Consider the following 18,286-nt stretch of genomic DNA (forward strand, 5'->3'; position numbering starts at 1 on the left):
ATACTTTTATGCACATTCTTACAATCATCGGCGCTCGGCCCCAGTTTATAAAAGCGGCTGTGTTAAGCCGCTATGTTAAAGCCAATCCGCAGCTTGGTGTAAAAGAGACAATCATTCATACCGGTCAGCATTATGATCAAAATATGAGTGATATATTTTTTACCGAAATGGATATTCCGCAGCCCGATTATAATTTGCATATAGGTTCCGGTTCTCACGGTAAAATGACTGGTCTTATGCTCGAAAAGATCGAAGAATTGCTGTTAGAGTTAAAACCTGATATCGTGCTTGTATACGGTGATACCAATTCTACATTGGCAGGTGCCCTAGCTGCAAGCAAGTTGCATATTCCGGTAGCCCATGTGGAAGCTGGTTTGCGTTCTTTTATGATGACAATGCCGGAAGAACAAAACCGTCGTCTGACAGATCATCTCTCAACATGGCTTTTTTGTCCGACGGATACGGCTGTAGAAAATCTTAAAAAAGAAGGAATTATTTCTACCGGTGGTATACCATCTGCAGATAATAAGGTTGTATGCAAAACGGGAGATATTATGTATGATGCATCGCTTTATTACCGTCAGAAAAGTAGTCCGTTGCAAACACCGAGTAATTTTATATTGTTGACCATTCACAGGGCAGAAAATACTGACAATCCGGTACGGTTAAAAAATATTGTAGATGCTGTTAATTCACTTTCTGAAAAGCGGTTCGTTTTCCCCGTGCATCCCCGTACAAAGAAAATACTGGCGGAACATGGATTGCATTTTGGAAGCCACGTTACGCTTATAGAACCTGTCGGTTATTTGGAAATGCTTAAATATGAAGAAGCTTGTACTGCCGTGCTTACGGACTCAGGTGGTGTACAAAAAGAGGCATTTTTCTTTCAAAAACCGTGCATCACCATGCGTGACACCACTGAATGGGTTGAACTTGTAACTTCCGGCTGGAATACGCTTACCGGCGCTGATACCGAAAAAATCATATCGGCGATCCACGGTATTTATACTCCCGTGGATTATCCTCAGCTTTACGGTGATGGTCATACGGCAGAAAAAATCATAGAGGTGTTACAAGAATAAGTATGAGTAAAATCAGGATAAAAGATTTTGGACCTATTCATTCAGGTTTTCAGAAAGATAATTTTTTTGATATTAAAAAGCTCACTTTGTTTGTAGGACATCAAGGTGCAGGTAAGAGTTCCGTTGCAAAATTGGTTTCTTCTTTTGAGTGGCTGGAAAAGGCTCTTTTACGGCGGGATTTACCTTCAAAAATACTTTCAGAAAATACTGTACGGACAAGTAGTTTTTTTAAAGAGTTATTTAACTACCATAATATTTTATCCTATTTTTCAGATAAAACGGAAATAGATTATATAGGTCAATATTGTCATTTTACTATCCGAGGGAAGAATTTAACTTTAGAAAATAAAAAAACGGAAGATTCTATTTATGAAATGCCTAAGATTATATATATACCTTCGGAAAGAAGTTTTATTTCTTCGGTTGAGTCTCCTGAAACAATATCAGGTATTGCTCCCGCTTTACATACTTTTCTTGAAGAAAGCCTTAAAGCCGGAAGGAATCTTGACGGTATGAAATTTAAGTTGCCCATTAAAAATATTTTTTTGCAATATAATAAAGACAAAAAAGAATTTTTTATTATGGACAATAATGCAAAATACAAAATTAACTTGACAGAATCTGCAAGCGGCTTTCAGTCATCGTCATTATTGTCTCTTGTAAGTACATATCTTTCCGGTTGTATTGATAAACCTGATTTTGATTCAAAACGGAAAATGCCTGTTGAATTACAGGAAAATGTAATTGCAAAATATAATAAGTTGTTAAGTGTTATGGGAGTAGCAGCTTCTTTTTTAGGAGTTGTTTTGTCTAGTTCTTTTTTAATACCCGCCGGTTTAATGGCTATACTTACAGCGGCCGGTATTAGCTTACCTCCTAATAAAAAAAAGCAATCCGGTGATGATAAACTGGCTTCTACAGTAAAAAAATATTTTGAGGGAGTAATGCCTCTCTATTTTTTTAATATTGTGGAAGAGCCTGAACAAAATTTGTTCCCTAACTCTCAAAAGGATGTAGTTTTTCATCTATTGGAATGTTTGAATAAAAATACAAACAACAAGTTACTTGTTACTACCCATAGTCCCTATGTGCTTGAAACTTTCAATAATTGTATTTATGCAGGAACACTGCAGAAAAGAGGTGTTGATGTAAAAAATATTATTGCTTTGCCGTATCAAATCCATTATGATGACGTTGCCGCTTATGCAATAAAAAATGGAAGCATTATTGATATAAAACGAAACGATTTATATCAAATCGATCCTGCTGAGATTGACTTGTATTCTTCTGAGATTAATGAAGTGTATACTAAATTATTGGATGCCGATTATGAAAGGACTGATGAAAAAAATACCTGATGAGTGTTGTGAATACTATGGTAGTGATAAAATATTGGTATGTCAGGAGAACAAGCGAAAATTTGTAATGCACAATAACTCCGGTAGAAACCTTCTCAAAATTCGTGTTGACGGTTGCTTGATTACTTCAGGTACTCGATGTGATTTTGCTGTAGATGATAATAGTACGGATGTGTATTTGATAGAGCTAAAAGGTAAAGATTTACGGAAGGCTTGTATTCAGTTAAAAAACTCATATAAGTATTTTAAGAAGAATTTTAGTTATAAAACTATACATTGCCGTGTGGTTCTATCAAAAATCTCGAGCCCGGCGGTGGCCTCATGTGAATTAAAAGAAATGTTAAAAATGGTTAAAGAAGAAAAAATATCCTTTAAATATAAAAATGATCGTTTAGACGAAATTCTTGAATAGATGAAAATACATTCTTGAAATTGCTTGTTTTAGCATGCACAATAAACTTTTAGGGAGTTCGCTATGTCAAACTTTGAAACAATCATCAGAAAAATCGAAAGCAATGCCGAAGTTGTCGGTATTATCGGTTTAGGTTATGTCGGCTTGCCGCTTGCTGTATCTTTTGCAAAAAAGGATGTACAAGTCTTGGGCTTTGAGAAAAGCTCTAAAAAAGTAGAATTGGTGAATACTGGAAAAAACTATATCGGTGATATAAAAGATGAAGATTTAAGCCGTGTAGTAAAAGAAACAACAAAGCTTTCTGCAACAACTGATTTTTCTCGAATTAAAGAATGCGATGCGGTCATTATCTGCGTTCCGACACCACTCGACCATTTTAAAAAACCCGATATGAAGTTTATCGAACAATCTTGCATCGATATCGGCAAAAATATGAAAGCAGGTACTTTTATTTCGCTTGAAAGCACTACCTATCCGACAACCACCGAAGATTTTATGAAGCCAATTATCGAAAAAGAATCAGGCTTAAAAGAAGGTAAAGATTTTTGGCTTTGTTTTAGTCCCGAACGGGTTGATCCGGGGAATAAAGATTATAAGACTGATAATACGCCGAAAGTAGTTGGTGCTTTAGGCGAAGATGCTCAGAAAATTGCAATTGCTCTCTACAGCAAGGCGATTCAGCATCTCTATCCTGTCTCAAGTCCCCGCGTGGCAGAAATGGTTAAAATACTTGAAAATACCTATCGACTTATCAATATTTCACTTATCAATGAACTGGCTCTTTTAGCGGGTAAAATGGATATTAATATTTGGGAAGTGATAGACGCCGCAAAATCGAAACCCTACGGTTTTCAGGCCTTTTATCCCGGTCCCGGTATCGGCGGACACTGTATCCCGCTTGATCCGTTCTATCTTGAGCATATTGCAAAAGGCTTTAATTTCGATTTAACAATGATAAATACTGCCGGCAATATCAACAATCAGATGCCGCATAAAATGATGAATAAGATTATGTATGCGCTTAATCGTAAGCAAAAAGCAATGAATGGTGCAACAATTCTATTCCTTGGTGTTGCATATAAGCCGGATATTGATGACCCGCGTGAAAGCCCTGCCTTACTTGTTATGGAGGAATGTGCTAAAAAAAGAGCAAATGTCCTGTATCATGATCCGTATATCCCTGAATGTATTGACGATCACGGAAAAAAATGGGTCGGTACGGATTTAACCGATGCACTTTTAGCTAAGGTGGATTGTGTTGTATTTACAACCAATCATTCATGTTTTGATATTGAGCATATTGTAGCAAAATCGAGCTTAGTGGTGGATTTACGCAATGCGGTAAAAAGTGTCCACATTGAAGATGATAAAGTATTTAAGCTGTAATATCCTTTAATGGAACTTGAATGAATATTCTATTTATAAGCCATTATGCAGGTTCTCCAGAAATGGGAATGGTGTTTCGTCCATATTATTTTGCGAAAGAATGGATAAAACAAGGGCATGCCGTTACTATTATTGCAGCTTCTTTTACTCATATACGAAAAAAGAATCCAGATGTAGAGAATGATTTTCAAGAAATTTCTATTGACGGTATCAGATATGTATGGATAAAGACTCCTCAGTATCATAATATATTTCAACGTGTTTTGAATATCTATGCTTTTGTGTCTAAATTGAACCGTCAGGCTAACAATATCGTTCAGCGTTATAAACCCGATATTGTTATTTCTTCATCAACCTATAATTTTGATATTTATCCTGCAATTAAAATTGCGCAATATGCAGAGGCAAAATTAGTATATGAGGTGCGTGATTTATGGCCGCTAACCCCGATTGAATTGGGTGGTTATTCTAAATATCATCCTTTTATTATGGCAATGCAAAAAGCTGAAAATGTTGCGTACAGAAAAGCTGATTCTGTGGTTTCTGTGTTGCCATGCGTTCATAGCTATATGCATCAGCATGGCTTAGATTTAAAGAGGTTGGCTATTATTCCGAATGGGATACCAAATGAAGATTGGAATAAGGAAAATATAAAGGCATTGAGTAACAATGAGTTGTCTTCGTTTATAGCTCAGGAAAAGGCAAAAGGTAAAATTATCATTGGTTTTACAGGAGCTCACGGGCAGGCAAATGCCTTACAATATTTGCTTGATTCCGCCCTATTAGTAAACAATAGACTGTTTACTATTATTTTATTAGGTGATGGTCGTGATAAGAAATCTTTGCAAAAATACGCTAAAGATAAGATAATTGAGAATGTATTTTTCTATTCCCCGATTTCAAAGCAAGAAATTCCTTCTTTTTTAAATTTGTGTGATATTTTGTATATTGGCTTGGTTGCAAAGTCTCTTTTTCGGTTTGGTATTAGTCCTAATAAAATAATGGACTATATGATGGCTGCCAAACCGATTATTAGTGCTATCAGTGCCGGTAATGATCTGATTTCAGAGGCGCAATGTGGTATAACTGTTGAACCGGAAAATCCACAGGCTATTGCTGACGGTATTTTAAAACTTGCTGCTTTGTCCGAAGAAGAGCGTGAAGCAATGGGAAAAAGAGGGCGCGATTACATCCTAAAGAATCAAACCTATGATATTTTAGCAAAAAGATTTTTAGATTTTGTAACAAGACAGTTATAAGAGAGTGTGTTTGAAAATAAGTGTGGTGTATTTTTAAAGCCTTTCATTATATCTCAAGGAGTTACTCTAAATGCGCAGTTTAACAAATATTCTCATCACAGGCGGTGCCGGTTTTATCGGTTCCAATTTTATCCGCACCTTATTAAAAAAAGATTCCGCATTTACAGGACGTATTATCAATCTTGATGCATTAACTTATGCTGGTAATGCGGCAAGCCTTTCTGATATAGAAGCTGAATTCGGTGGAAGTGCTGCTGATGCGCGGTATATTTTTATTCATGGGAATATTTGTGATAAAGGGCTTGTCGGAAATATTTTTGGAAAATATAACATTGATACTGTGGTGCACTTTGCAGCAGAGAGCCATGTAGACCGTTCTATCTTGGGACCGGAAGTTTTCTTACAGACGAACATACTTGGTACTTTCACACTGTTGGAGGCAGCAAAAAAGGCATGGCAAAAGAGCGATGGTTCCATGCGGGATGATGTGCTGTTTCACCATATCAGCACGGATGAAGTATACGGTTCGCTTGGAGCGGAAGGCTATTTTCAAGAAACTACGCCCTATGATCCCCGCTCCCCTTATTCGGCAAGTAAGGCGTCAAGCGATCATTTGGTAAAGGCGTATTTTCATACATATGGATTGCCTATCACTGTATCTAATTGTTCAAACAATTACGGACCGTTTCAGTTCCCGGAAAAGCTCATTCCGCTGATGATTTTGAATATGCTGGAAGGTAAACCGCTGCCGGTGTATGGCGACGGGATGCAAATACGCGACTGGATTCACGTTGAAGATCATAACCGCGCCGTGCAGCTTATTATGCAAAAGGGCAGAGTAGGGGAAACCTACAATATTGGCGGTGAAAATGAATGGGAAAATATCAAGCTGTTACATAAGCTCATTGATATTGTTTCTCAAAAAGCTGATCTAGATAAAGAAAAAATTACTGCTTTAATAACCCATGTAACCGATCGGCTTGGGCATGACCGGCGCTATGCTATTGATTGCACAAAACTTAAAATGGAGCTGGGCTGGAAACGTATGTTTGATTTTGAAACCGGTCTTGCACATACTGTTGACTGGTATTTACAAAATAAAGATTGGATTGAAAGTGTTCGCTCCGGTGAATACCGAAAGTGGATTGAAAAAAACTACAGCAGACGTTGATAGCATGATTATGTTATACTTGCAAAAATGAGAGGGTATATTTATGAATGATGAAAATAATGTTGTCGATGAAATATCTTTACTGGATTTAATTTCCGTATTGTGGCGGTGGAAATGGCTTATTGTCGGAGTAACCGGTTTGATATCGGTGGCTGTGTTTGCTTATGTTTTTATCGGTAAAAAAATGGCGCCTGAAAAATCATATATGCCGGATCTATATACCAGTACGGCTTTTATACGGGTACAGATCGATGCCGGCGCTGCGAGTGATGCCTTGGTGTCAATGCTGCGGCAAAGTAATCCCAGTAATCTAGCTGAATTGGCCGGCAGTGGAATAGTACTTTATATTGCAGGGAGTAATTTATTTCTTGATACTGTTGCCGATGAATTGCATATCGCCGAAAAATATGGGATTAAAAATTCTGTCAAAACAGAGACAAGGAATATAGTAAAGGGTCTGTTTAAGGTAAAGATGGACGAAAAAAGCGGAATATTTTCAGTAACCGCTACGCATATTGATCCTAAGTTTACGCAAAAAGCCGTATCGGTCGCTGTCGATTATTACGAAAAGTGTTTTGCGGAGCTCGGTTTGAATAAGAAGGCTCGAGAAAAAGAAAATTTGGAAAAAAGTTTGGAACAATCCTTTAATGAAATAAAACGCTTGGAGCAGGAAGTTGATAATTTGGAAAATAAAAAATCTCGTTCAGGTGGGGGAGAGAACGTTGTGCCTGCGATAAAGCAAATTAAACGTGAAATTGCTATCCAAGAACAGGTTTACGAACAGTTAAAAGTACAATATGAACTCTTAAAAGTAATAATTGCAAGCGAAAATCCCGCATTTCAAATACTGGCTATGCCGGAAATACCCGAAAGAAAATCAAATCCGCCGCGGACAAAAATATATATCATTGCTTTTGTCGCAGGATTGTTCTTTTCAATCTTTCTGGCATTTCTCTTAAACGCGCTACAAGAAATATGGAGAGATCCTTCAGTTCGCGCAAAATTTTTATCAAAAAAAGAAAAGCACCGCGAGTCATAAATTTGTTTTATCTTTTTTGCGGTCGCCACGCCTTTGTTATTCGTAGCTTCAAATTCTGATGTAGAAGCTATAACCGCTTATCGTTCCTGGAATAGAACAGAGTGTAATGCGGAACGGCGTGGCAATACGCTCCGACGCATATCCGTATATGCCTTGTCGTAAATTTGACTTTTATATTGCGATAGCCGTTATCCCTCCTCTTTAAAAATCCCACAAAATAGTATATGCTTTCTTCATGAGCAATACAAAAACCGACAGAGATTTTCTCTTTGCGCTTGATTATATATTGAATAAAGCGAATCTACGCGAGATTGAAGCATTTGCCGCAGCGGTTGAGCGCCGGCAAGCTCAGCTTGAGGGAGCAATAAACGGTAGCATCCCATTTACTCCGGAAGAAGCAGCCAAGAAAATGTCGGAATCGATCTACGCTTCTATTGATGCAAGTATGGATGGTGTTCGGCATACTTTTCGGGATTATGCCGCCGATATCTTGCAAAAAGAAGCGCCGGAACTTTCTAAGGAACAGATTGGCGAGCTGGTCGATTCATGGATTCCGCAATCGAGCAGGGCGGGCGGTAAAAACCGTCGTGCTTCTTTGGTAAAGAACGGCTCGGTGCAGGGTGTTCCTGCCGATCTGTTATACGAAATGGTTATACAGTTTGTTTCCTATAGTTTGGGAGAAATGCCGGTTGAAACACAGCGCAACCTTACTGCTGCAATGCATGATTGGACGGGCTCTTATTGGCGGCGCTTTCCTACCGGAATAAAACAAGAAATAAAAGCTTTTTTGAACGGAGAGACAACATCCGGCGAGTTTCAAGGTCATCTACGTGATATGTTAGGGTTAGCATAAGGAGATTTACATGCAAGAAAACGAGCAGCCGTTCGAGGCGTGGACCGGATATTATAAAATAGAATATCTTGATACTGAACCCAAAGTTACGGAAAAAGAGCTCTTCGATACGGTATTTGCCAAGCTGGAAAAAATACAAAAGCAAGCTATACTCGAAAAGATTAAAAGAGTAGAAGCTCAGCTTATAAGTCTGGAAGAGGAATTGGATATATTTTTAGCACAAAGGTAATAAGTGTCTGTGCTTTAAGTTTTTCTTTTCATAGTGTAAGCAATATAGAGTATGGCGGATGTTCAGATTTCAATTCGAAGGAAGATATATGACTTTTATCTATTATCCTAAATGCACAACATGCATGAAAGCAAAAAAATGGCTTGATGATCATCATATTGATTATATTGAGCGGCACATCAAAGAAGATAATCCATCTGTCGCTGAATTACAGACCTGGCATCGGCAAAGCGGACTGCCGCTGAAAAATTTTTTTAACACAAGCGGATTGTTGTATAAAAGTTTACAACTTAAAGACAAACTTTCCGGTATGACTGATGATGAAATGTATAGTATCTTGGCATCGGACGGCATGCTTGTAAAACGACCGCTTATTATTACGAAAAATAAAGTTCTTATCGGCTTTAAAGAAAAAGAATGGAAAGAAAGTCTTGTATAAGAAGATGTGTTATTAATTTTTGCGACAAAGCAAATGTATGGTTGAAGCGGGTGTTAGATGATTTTCTAGTTACAAATATCTATAGACAATTTTTCACACACGTTTGCTAAAGCTCCATCATTTGTTATTAAAGTCGCATCATTCCTTCTTGCTAATACAGCATAATACATATCATAAATCGAATGATTATTTTTCATTCCTTCTACTAGAGCTTCTTTCCATAATTCTCTTGTTTCAATAAAATCATCAACCATATCAATTCCATCTTGAACATATTGAATACAATCAATATGAGATATGCGACCTGCCTTATAATATTTCCATAAAACATTTGTAATTTCGGCTATAAACAAATCGGGGGCAATAATCCAAGTACCTTGATGATATATACTCTTAAATGTATTGTCTTTTTCTCTTTGAAAAATAATCTCTATATAGATGCACTTACATCTAAAACTACAATCATCTGTTACGATCATCTCTTATAAAAGAAACCGGATCGATTTTCTTAATTTCAGATGCTATCTGTCTCTTTTCAAGTCTATCAATCAATCGTTTACGTCTTCCGATATTTGATTCTTGTTGCTCTAAACTCTTTTCAAGTAAAACTACTACTTGTTGAGCTATAGTTCTATTTTCATTTTTTTGCAACGTATGAAATTTTTCTATAAATATCTTCCGGACATTCTCTTACTTGTAATAAAGGCATATAATCACCTTCTGCATATAATATACAGCTATTTGTATGTTATATCAAGCAATTTTGAACTTCTAGTAATATAAATCGATTCAATTAGGATACTATAAAGAAAAATGCTTCCCCGCATCTTTTATGCGTGCAGCGTCCGTTCAATATCTGCTTAACCTGCATTTGCGGCTTGTCCGCAATGTCAGGTTGAAGCGAGTGTTAGACGTTATTTTTAAATATAACTATATACTATTTAATTATATTTACTTTTATTTTATCAAACTCAGTTGGTAAAAACTCTAGTTTTATTGAATCGTTAAAATATTCGCTATCAAAGCCTTGTATTATTATTGTTCCGATGAATTTTTCTACATCATATTCTCCTAGACATTCATCAAGAAATAAAAATCCAATCTGACTATAAATTTCACATTCGATCTCAGTGTATCCATTACAAAAAAGAACAATTCCTATTTTACTTTTATCTTCATCTTTTATAAACATAAACCTTATATCATTTGGACAAACTTCTTTATCTTCTATTTTAATTGAATTCTCTATTTCCCTTCTCGGGCGGAATTTTATAAAAGTCCATTCTGATAATTCCGGTTTTAATGAATACAATTTTTCGACTGCAGGAAATGCATCTAGTATTCCATCTGCACTAATTACAAAATCTCTTTTTCCATTTTTTACAGAACTAATTTCAAACGTTAGATCAGGATTTATTTTATGTAATTGAATTTGAAGTTCATTAAAAATTTTTTCCTGATTTATTTCATAATTATATATTAATTGTGAGTTTTTACAAAACCACCCCCAAAATTTTTCTTCTTTTGTATTTACAAAACGTGATATTAAGCCCATAAACATAAATCCTATAATAAATATAATTTTTTCATTTTCTTTCTTGTTGTCCATTGGGCAATCCGTCTAACTAACGCTTAACCTGCATTTGTGCCTTTGCCGACGCGCATAGCGGCGGCAAAATTGGTGCGAGAGTTGCGGTGCCGTATAGGCACTTTAAGCAACGTTCGTGTCAAAACAAATATCAGCGTTGAAGTGGGTGTTAGGCATTATTGTTTATATCCGCTGAGCTCCATTATTTGGGATAAATATTTCCAATAATTTTCTGCACTTTTTTTATACTTTTTGATATTTCTTTCATCTAATTTATATTTAAATTTTTCATTAAAGAATAGGTAGTTGAAAAAATGATATACAAGTTTCTCTTCTTCTTTTAGTCCCGAATATTCTATTTTTTCTAATAGTGATTTATCTTCTAAAAAAATATATTCTTGAATTCCATGATCTAAATCCATACAATAATAATAAAATCTTTCATCAAATGTTGTAGGATCATTTTTCGTATTTCCCCAAACTAACCATGGCCATATATCAAGTAAAAACTTATTAATTGGTTGCTCATATTTTCCATAATTAAAAGAACCCTGATTCCAATCATTAGTAACTAAATTACCATTTTTATTGAAAACTGCTTCTTCACCAGTTTCTTTTGTATAAACCACATTGTCATTTTCATTTCTCATTTTATGAATATTATTTTCATAAACAAATTTTAAAATATAATTTATTATAGATATATTTTCTTTTGGAATTTCTTTTGTAATATCTATATTTAATTCTTTTAATCCGTCTTCCAGATATTTTTTTAAATCAATTGTATTTTTTGAATCTTTGAATACAGAGATAATAGTTTTTTCTGCAAAGATATTTGAAATCAACAGTAACATTAATGTAATTAAAATAATTTTTTTCATTTTCTCTCCTGCACCGAAGGCGTCAATCTAACATCCGCTTAACCTGCATTTGCGGCTTGTCCGCAATGTCAGGTTGAAGCGGGGGTTAGACATTTTTTTTGTTATGAAAAACTATAGTTATTCATAACACTTTTTAGATTATCGAATTTTTCCATATTTCAATAATCTTTCGACATCCTTTCTTATTTTTTCATAGTCACAATTATCATATTCGTTCTTTTTAAATACTAAATGAGGAACCTCGTCTTGTCCCGGTGATATCCTGTATAAACTTATCATTGCATAATCATCCATTAAAATAACGGCCATAGTTGTATATAAATTTTGTGTGTAAATTTCTAATTTATGATCCCTATTTATAGACTCTTTCTTCAGTTCCTTAATAAAATCATTAATTTTATTTATGTAATAATCTCCTTCATGATCGTTTTTCCTTGTTAACACAGAAATTGAGTCCGCTGCATCGGGATCCAATAAAATAAATCTTGTCGTTTTATAACTTTGATTAAATCTTTTTCTGAATAATTCAATATTATTAGCAAAAAATCTTTTACCATCATTCATTACTACTGTAACGATTTCGCTTTCGATAAAATTCTCTTCATAAGTATCGTTTTCTAGTGGAAACCCTGATTCAAAACCTTCTAATCCTTTTTTTTCAAGTCTGTCCAAAAAAGGAAGATTTTTCTCAAGCAAAGTCCGCAATGTTTCCTCAAAATGATTTCTTTCAAAAATACTTATTATAATTGTGAACAAAGCAGCAGTAATTATAGAATAAGCAATTGATTTACATATTTCAATAGCAATTGGATCCTGTATATAATTATAGGTAATATATAATAAGACCGCACTTACAATAATTAATATCAAAGCAAAAACAATTGTATTTAGTTTATAAGACTTTTTTACCTTCATCTTCATTTATCTCCTTATTATTTTCGCGGTAACGGACAAAATAACTATCGTTTTTTGTCTTTACTAGAATTTTATTTTTTCTCAGTATGAACAAAATTTTTCTTTCTCTTCTGGGCGCCGAAGGCGTCCACCTAACACCTTTTCGACCATTCCTCATAATATCATACGAACGCCCCATTTGCAATCTAAACTATCGTGGATTAAAACAACTATATCTTTCTTCCATAATATCCGCCGAAACACATCATCGACAGGCAGACTAGGCCTATCTTCACTAACTAGGATACACCTTCGGTCGATAGGGCGTGAAAACCGGCTGCAACCACTTTGTAAGAACAACACTTTGGAGAATTTGCATCGGGAGGGTTGATTGGCTTTGGAATACCTAACCGTAAAACAGCTTCATGCAGGGTTCGCTGAATGACCGAAGGGGCGATATGGTGTTCCCCTGTTTCTTTATTCTGCCATCGACGTGTTTGGAGAAATACCCGCTGCCAGACTTGAGTTTTACCGGCATTAGGATATTTTTTTTGTGAGAGCAAATGGAAGCGACCCTGAACTGAAATCATTTCTACAAAGGTAATTCCGCCACAAGCCATTCACCGCTTTTTTCGTCTTTTCTCATAGTAACTTCGTCTTCACCTTCGTCAGTTTTGCCCTCGTAGGAATATGCGATTTTTATCGTGTAAAAAGCGGTTGCGTCCCCTTTAAGCATAAATTTTTCAGGACTAATTGTAATGGAAATTGTATCGGCTATTCCGTAGAACTGCGCATAAGCCTCATTCATTTCGTCGACTAATATCTCATAAAATGTATTATTCACGATCAAATCATGCCAGTCGTCGGTTTGCTTAAAATAGCTGACAAAGAACGCGGCGAGTACAGCCGATGAGGCTTTTCTATCTTTCCAAGAATTACCGCTCAAAGGCTTTCCTCCGTAAGTTGCAGTAACCTCTTTTCCATTCCGTACAACGATGAATGATTTTTCAGTGATTAGCGTATTCTGCGCATACAAAACAGTTACTGTGAAAAGCACCGCGGCTAGTCTGATGATGTGTTTCATTATTCCTCCTTAGCTATTGATTAATATCTATTTGCATTATCAATTTTTTCGCCTTGAAGAGGTCAATCTAACATTCGCTTAACCTGCATTTGCGGCTTGTCCGCAATGTCAGCGTTGAAGCGGGTGTTAGGACAATCTACCAATTTCTCACTAAGTTTTTTTCAGAATCCTTCATTCTTCCAAAAACTGCAAGAATGAAATCTATGCTATTTACGAGCACTGATATACTTACAAAACCTATTAATAATATAATAAATACACTTCTATCTATAAGAAGAAGTGAATACCAATAGCGAAAAACCAAAAAAAATTCAGTAACAATAATCAATCCAAGTAATAATTTTCCAATACCTATTACCGTTCGTCCTATATAGAATCTATCAATTCCTAAAAAACCTAAAAATGCAGAATAAAGTATTAAATAAGTTCTGCTTTTTGGTGAAATTCTTTTATTATTTTTTATTTCCAAATATCGGCTTTCGCTCTTTACAATCATACTACCTGCTGATAAAATAAAAGAAATATTTCTTATCAGAATAAATATATATAAAATGGAATTCTGTGCAGAATTAAATGCAGAAAAAAATGTAAGGTAATTTACTCCTTTCTGTGACACAGCGATAAATAAGGCGGAAACCGAAAAAGGATTATCAAATATTATTGTTATGAGAATATAAAAATAAAGTGTTAGAATTCCATACTCCCTTTCATTTGAATTACTTTTTAAACAGAAAATTCCCAGTAAAAAGAAAAAAATAAAGTTCTTAATAATTTCTTGCCACGGAACAATAAATATATCTTTATACTCATCTAAGGATGACAAATATCTTCCTACAATACTTTTTTGAAAAAAAATTAAAAGAATTATTGCAATAAGTAAACTTAGTTCTGTCCAAAATGCAATTAATCCTGTAACTTTTGAAAACTTATTCATTAATTCTCCTGAATTTTGCACGCCGTTAGGCGTGTCGTCCTAACATCTGCGTAACCTGCATTTGCGGCTCGCTCGCAATGTCAGGTTGAAGCGGGTGTTAGATGTTTCCATCTATTTTATTGGCTTTTAAAACTACATGTATCATATCATCATTTTTATACTGCTTGCCTAATTCTTTTATATTCTCAATAAATTTTTTACTATCTTCAATATATTCATAAAAAGAATACACCTCAATATTTCCTTTTGCATAACAATAAAATATTTCATTATATTTTTTACACAATTTGAAAAATAGCTTATAGTTTTTTGTTTTAATTAAATAATATAATAAATGCATTACAGGATGTATAATAGTATCCATTACCATATACCGCCATAATTCAAATGAAAAACCTATTGGCAAATCTTTTCTTTGTAAATCCGCTTCTGTATACAACAGCACAATATTTTTATATTCATTCAGTTCAAAGATTAGTTTCTTCTGCAATTCTGTAATATGCTTATTCTTATTTTTTATATAATTTTGTTTATTGAATATATCGATATTACTTATTTCTTGAAAATCTTGGTTATGTACAATAGCGTTTAGTTTATTTTTTGAAAACATAATCCATTCCAAAAGATGCGCAATGACATCTTTATAATTCCAATCATCATAATTACTGACAAGTTGTTCACTTTTGTAACTACTTATAAAATCAGCAATATCTATTTCTATTTTATTGATTTCTGTTATTATTTCTTTAATTGTCATTTTTCTTTTTTCTGTATCCATAATTTTTATCAGCTGGTTCTTAAATTCAGGAATAATGTTTTTTGCAACATCCCACACAATTTCATAATCAACGGAAAAATAACCATGAATGAGTTTATCTCTCATACCGGCAATATTTCTCCATGGAACTTCTTTATATTTAATGATTATATCATTTGAAATGTTTTTAACGGCTTCTCCAATAATTTCAATACTCCGTGCAAATGCCCGTTGCGTTTTTTCATCTTTTAGAAACGCCTCTTTTGTCATAGTACCTGTTTCAGATTCCAAAAAAATGATTTCATCAAAAATATGATTATACAAATCTTCATTGGATCGATACATATTCAACCTCATTGAGTATTCTCTGACCAATATACGGACTTAAACTTTCTATAGTTAATAAATCTATTTTTGTATTCAAATTATCTTCCAAGTAATAAACTAAATTTATAAAGTTATTATAGTTTTTTTTATTAGTATGAAATTCTACTAATATATCAATATCGCTATTTTTATTTTGTTGATTATGTACATAAGAACCAAAAAGACCTATTTTTTTTACGCCATAGGACTGGAGAATGTTTTTATTATATTCTAAGAAATGAAAAATCTCTTTTTTTTCTTTAGGTTTCATACTTCTATTATACCTTTTTTTAATATTAAATCTAGATTTATACCTGAAAAATTCAGCTCGTGCAGTAGCACGAGTCCGTCTAACTTGCGTTTTAAACCGCAAACGGCTTGTCCGTTTGTCGGCTTTGAAAACTGTGTTAGGCGTTTTATTGCACTCATGTCAAATATCTTTACTTAAATCGGCAATAGTTGTTTTGCTAAGCGAATCCTTCATTGCTTTTTGGGCATCATCTAATTTAGCATCAAGCACAAGATGAATTTTACTTCCCACAGGACATTTAGGATTCGGATTAGGATGAAAATTAAAAATATCCCTCTCTTCCTCTCCCTCATTGATTGCGTTGTAAACATCGAGAAGCGTTATTTTATCTGCGGCTTGAGCCAAGTGCGACCCGCCGACCCCTGCGGCAGTTTCCACAAGTCCCGCTTTTTGTAACTGAAGCAAAATTTTTCTTATGATAACGGCATTTACACCCGTACTTGCAGAAATAAAATCCGAAGTAACACGCATATCTTTTTCAAAATACCGGATACACAAAAGAGTATGTACCGCTGCCGTAAAACGAACACTTATTTTCATATTTCCAATTATACCATTTTCTTCAAGACTTCGCCAATATCGTCATTGATACAGATAGATTGCTTTTCTATTTTGAGCGGCACAACGGCTTCTCCAAAATTGATGCAGGCATAACCCGCATTCGGATTTTTTTCAGTCATTTGCCAAAACGGATACTTTATGATTCTGGGTGTGTTTCCGCCGACACCGAGCTCAAGGAACAAAACTTTTCCGTCGCCTTCCTGTTCACCGCTTTTTATTATATTCCGAGTTTGCAAAAACTTTTCATATTGTTTTGATGCCTTGTACCAGCCTTTTTCCGTTACAAAAGTGTGGTCTGCCCTAAGATTCATGCTCATCGGCTTTCCGCAAACAGGACAACGGGGAACAAGTTCTGTCGGAACTTTCATTTCATCACGAAATTCCCACATTGCCCGGATTTGTTTTTCATTGTCATAAGTTTCCTCATGACACGGCTCGCTGCATTGAAACAATCCGTAGTCGCCCTGCGTGTAAAATAGCCGGTTTTTGTCAAAGCCGGCTTTTTGAAAGCAATGGTCTACATTTGTTGTGATTACAAAATAATCCTTGTCCTTCACAAGCGAAAACAAATCTTTATAAACCGGTTTCGGCGGATCCATATAGCGGTTTATCATAATATAACGGCTCCAATATGCCCAATGCTCTTCGAGGGATTCAAAAGGAGTGAACCCTCCGGAATACATATCATGAAAACCGTATTTTACTGCAAAATCTGAAAAATATTTTTCAAACCGTTCTCCGGAATAAGTAAATCCTGCCGAAGTGGAAAGCCCGCTTCCGGCACCGATGACAATTGTTTCCGTTTCTGAAAGAACCTGTTTCAATTTCTCAATCTTCTCTGTCATACAAAAGTCTCCCTATTTTTAGCGGCTGAAAATAAGCCTCCTGTAAATTTCCTCGTCTTTTTCAGTGAACACATTAAACACAACCTTCATTCCGCCGGCAGGACCTGTCATGTTCGGGCATGAGCCGGATTTCTCATTTTTTTCTTTCCATTCTTTGACGGCAGCGACCGCGATTTCTGCCGCCTCTTCCTGCGGAAAACCGAAAACGCCTGTTGAAATACAGCAGAACGCTATCGATTTAAGGCCCTTATCATGAGCCAAATCGAGACAAGATTTATAGCATGAAGAAAGCAAATCGCAATCAGTTTGAGTAGGATGTCCGTCCGCAATCGGACCTACAGTATGAAGCACAAACTTACACGGCAGATTAAACGCAGGAGTGATTTTTGCTTGTCCAGTCGGCTCTTCATGCCCTTGTTTTTTTATAATCGAATCGCAGGCGGCACGGAGCCTGATTCCTGCAAAGGTGTGTATGCAGTTGTCGATACAGTAGTGGCACGGCTGCCAGCAGCCTGTCATTCCGCTATTCGCTGCATTTACAATTGCGTCAACTTTAAGTGTAGTGATGTCGCCTCGCCAAATATAAAGATCATCACAAGCCGGAACCAAATCTGCGATGTCGGTAATTCCGCTCAATTTAATTTCTTCCTGCAAATACTCATCTTCAATATGCAAAAACTCTTCACTTGCAGGAATGGCATGACGCACATTCACAAGTGAGCGAAGAAGATATTTTTGCTCTGTTTCACTTTCAGGAATCTGTACTCCTCTATATTGTGAATTTTCTGCGAGAAGATATTCAATTAAAAAACGCCTCCGCTCTGTCTGTGTCATAATT

At 35.4% G+C, this 18,286-nt stretch carries 20 protein-coding genes and 2 pseudogenes; 10 read left to right on the forward strand and 12 right to left on the reverse strand.

The window, feature by feature from the left end; genetic code table 11:
• Positions 1–8: 8 nt before the first annotated feature.
• The 10 genes from wecB to E4N69_RS02985 all read left to right on the forward strand — a co-directional run bounded on the left by wecB (position 9) and on the right by E4N69_RS02985 (position 9,228).
• Entirely contained in the window at positions 9–1,082 is a 1,074-nt protein-coding gene (gene wecB, locus E4N69_RS02940) for a non-hydrolyzing UDP-N-acetylglucosamine 2-epimerase (RefSeq protein WP_253824451.1), read from the forward strand.
• A gap of 2 nt (positions 1,083–1,084) precedes the next feature.
• On the forward strand, positions 1,085–2,440 hold the full coding sequence (locus tag E4N69_RS02945) for an ATP-binding protein (protein WP_253824452.1): 1,356 nt from the start codon (positions 1,085–1,087) through the stop codon (positions 2,438–2,440).
• Positions 2,412–2,852 carry a hypothetical protein gene (locus tag E4N69_RS02950; protein WP_253824453.1) on the forward strand — a complete coding sequence of 147 codons (441 nt, stop codon included), beginning with the start codon at positions 2,412–2,414 and terminating at the stop codon, positions 2,850–2,852. The genes E4N69_RS02945 and E4N69_RS02950 overlap by 29 nt, the downstream gene beginning before the upstream one ends.
• Before the next feature lie 63 nt (positions 2,853–2,915).
• On the forward strand, positions 2,916–4,238 hold the full coding sequence (locus tag E4N69_RS02955; RefSeq protein WP_253824454.1) for a nucleotide sugar dehydrogenase: 1,323 nt from the start codon (positions 2,916–2,918) through the stop codon (positions 4,236–4,238).
• Positions 4,239–4,258: 20 nt separating this feature from the next.
• On the forward strand, positions 4,259–5,497 hold the full coding sequence (locus E4N69_RS02960; protein WP_253824455.1) for a glycosyltransferase family 4 protein: 1,239 nt from the start codon (positions 4,259–4,261) through the stop codon (positions 5,495–5,497).
• A gap of 70 nt (positions 5,498–5,567) precedes the next feature.
• On the forward strand, positions 5,568–6,668 hold the full coding sequence (gene rfbB / locus E4N69_RS02965; protein WP_253824456.1) for a dTDP-glucose 4,6-dehydratase: 1,101 nt from the start codon (positions 5,568–5,570) through the stop codon (positions 6,666–6,668).
• Positions 6,669–6,711: 43 nt separating this feature from the next.
• Entirely contained in the window at positions 6,712–7,707 is a 996-nt protein-coding gene (locus tag E4N69_RS02970; protein WP_162662568.1) for a GNVR domain-containing protein, read from the forward strand.
• Positions 7,708–7,942: 235 nt separating this feature from the next.
• Positions 7,943–8,560 (forward strand): hypothetical protein, encoded by a 618-nt coding sequence (locus E4N69_RS02975; RefSeq protein WP_253824457.1) that lies wholly within the window; start codon positions 7,943–7,945, stop codon positions 8,558–8,560.
• Between the two features lie 10 nt (positions 8,561–8,570).
• On the forward strand, positions 8,571–8,789 hold the full coding sequence (locus E4N69_RS02980) for a hypothetical protein (RefSeq protein WP_253824458.1): 219 nt from the start codon (positions 8,571–8,573) through the stop codon (positions 8,787–8,789).
• Positions 8,790–8,877: 88 nt separating this feature from the next.
• Positions 8,878–9,228, forward strand: a complete 351-nt coding sequence (locus E4N69_RS02985; RefSeq protein WP_253824459.1) for an arsenate reductase family protein — start codon at positions 8,878–8,880, stop codon at positions 9,226–9,228.
• A 65-nt stretch (positions 9,229–9,293) separates the two neighbouring features.
• Here the strand turns inward: E4N69_RS02985 and E4N69_RS02990 are convergent, their stop codons facing one another.
• The 12 genes and pseudogenes from E4N69_RS02990 to E4N69_RS03045 all read right to left on the reverse strand — a co-directional run bounded on the left by E4N69_RS02990 (position 9,294) and on the right by E4N69_RS03045 (position 18,282).
• Entirely contained in the window at positions 9,294–9,707 is a 414-nt protein-coding gene (locus E4N69_RS02990; RefSeq protein ID WP_253824460.1) for a type II toxin-antitoxin system VapC family toxin, read from the reverse strand.
• Between the two features lie 458 nt (positions 9,708–10,165).
• Positions 10,166–10,837: a hypothetical protein gene (locus tag E4N69_RS02995; protein WP_253824461.1), complete on the reverse strand. Its 672-nt coding sequence runs from the start codon at positions 10,835–10,837 to the stop codon at positions 10,166–10,168.
• Positions 10,838–10,992: 155 nt separating this feature from the next.
• Entirely contained in the window at positions 10,993–11,697 is a 705-nt protein-coding gene (locus tag E4N69_RS03000; RefSeq protein WP_253824462.1) for a hypothetical protein, read from the reverse strand.
• Between the two features lie 138 nt (positions 11,698–11,835).
• Positions 11,836–12,612, reverse strand: coding sequence for a hypothetical protein (locus E4N69_RS03005; protein WP_253824463.1), 777 nt, complete (start codon positions 12,610–12,612; stop codon positions 11,836–11,838).
• Positions 12,613–12,980: 368 nt separating this feature from the next.
• Positions 12,981–13,170: pseudogene (locus E4N69_RS03010) on the reverse strand (integron integrase); the annotation flags it as partial.
• 13 nt (positions 13,171–13,183) lie between these two features.
• On the reverse strand, positions 13,184–13,675 hold the full coding sequence (locus E4N69_RS03015; RefSeq protein WP_253824464.1) for a hypothetical protein: 492 nt from the start codon (positions 13,673–13,675) through the stop codon (positions 13,184–13,186).
• Positions 13,676–13,811: 136 nt separating this feature from the next.
• Complete coding sequence (locus E4N69_RS03020; protein ID WP_253824465.1) at positions 13,812–14,609, reverse strand: TM2 domain-containing protein; 798 nt, start codon at positions 14,607–14,609, stop codon at positions 13,812–13,814.
• 757 nt (positions 14,610–15,366) lie between these two features.
• A pseudogene (locus E4N69_RS12765) lies at positions 15,367–15,711 on the reverse strand (DUF86 domain-containing protein); the annotation flags it as partial.
• Positions 15,695–16,003: a nucleotidyltransferase family protein gene (locus tag E4N69_RS03030; protein WP_253824467.1), complete on the reverse strand. Its 309-nt coding sequence runs from the start codon at positions 16,001–16,003 to the stop codon at positions 15,695–15,697. The gene E4N69_RS03030 and the pseudogene E4N69_RS12765, both read right to left, overlap by 17 nt.
• Positions 16,004–16,162: 159 nt before the next feature.
• Complete coding sequence (locus E4N69_RS03035) at positions 16,163–16,582, reverse strand: Rrf2 family transcriptional regulator (RefSeq protein ID WP_253824468.1); 420 nt, start codon at positions 16,580–16,582, stop codon at positions 16,163–16,165.
• Positions 16,583–16,590: 8 nt separating this feature from the next.
• Positions 16,591–17,448, reverse strand: a complete 858-nt coding sequence (locus E4N69_RS03040) for an SIR2 family NAD-dependent protein deacylase (RefSeq protein ID WP_253824469.1) — start codon at positions 17,446–17,448, stop codon at positions 16,591–16,593.
• A gap of 18 nt (positions 17,449–17,466) precedes the next feature.
• The gene (locus tag E4N69_RS03045; protein ID WP_253824470.1) at positions 17,467–18,282 is read right to left on the reverse strand and encodes a protein-ADP-ribose hydrolase; all 816 of its coding nucleotides are present in this window, start codon (positions 18,280–18,282) and stop codon (positions 17,467–17,469) included.
• Between the last annotated feature and the right edge of the window lie 4 nt (positions 18,283–18,286).

The sequence above is a fragment of the Treponema sp. OMZ 906 genome (assembly GCF_024181185.1).
In the GTDB taxonomy this organism is placed as follows: Bacteria; Spirochaetota; Spirochaetia; order Treponematales; family Treponemataceae; genus Treponema.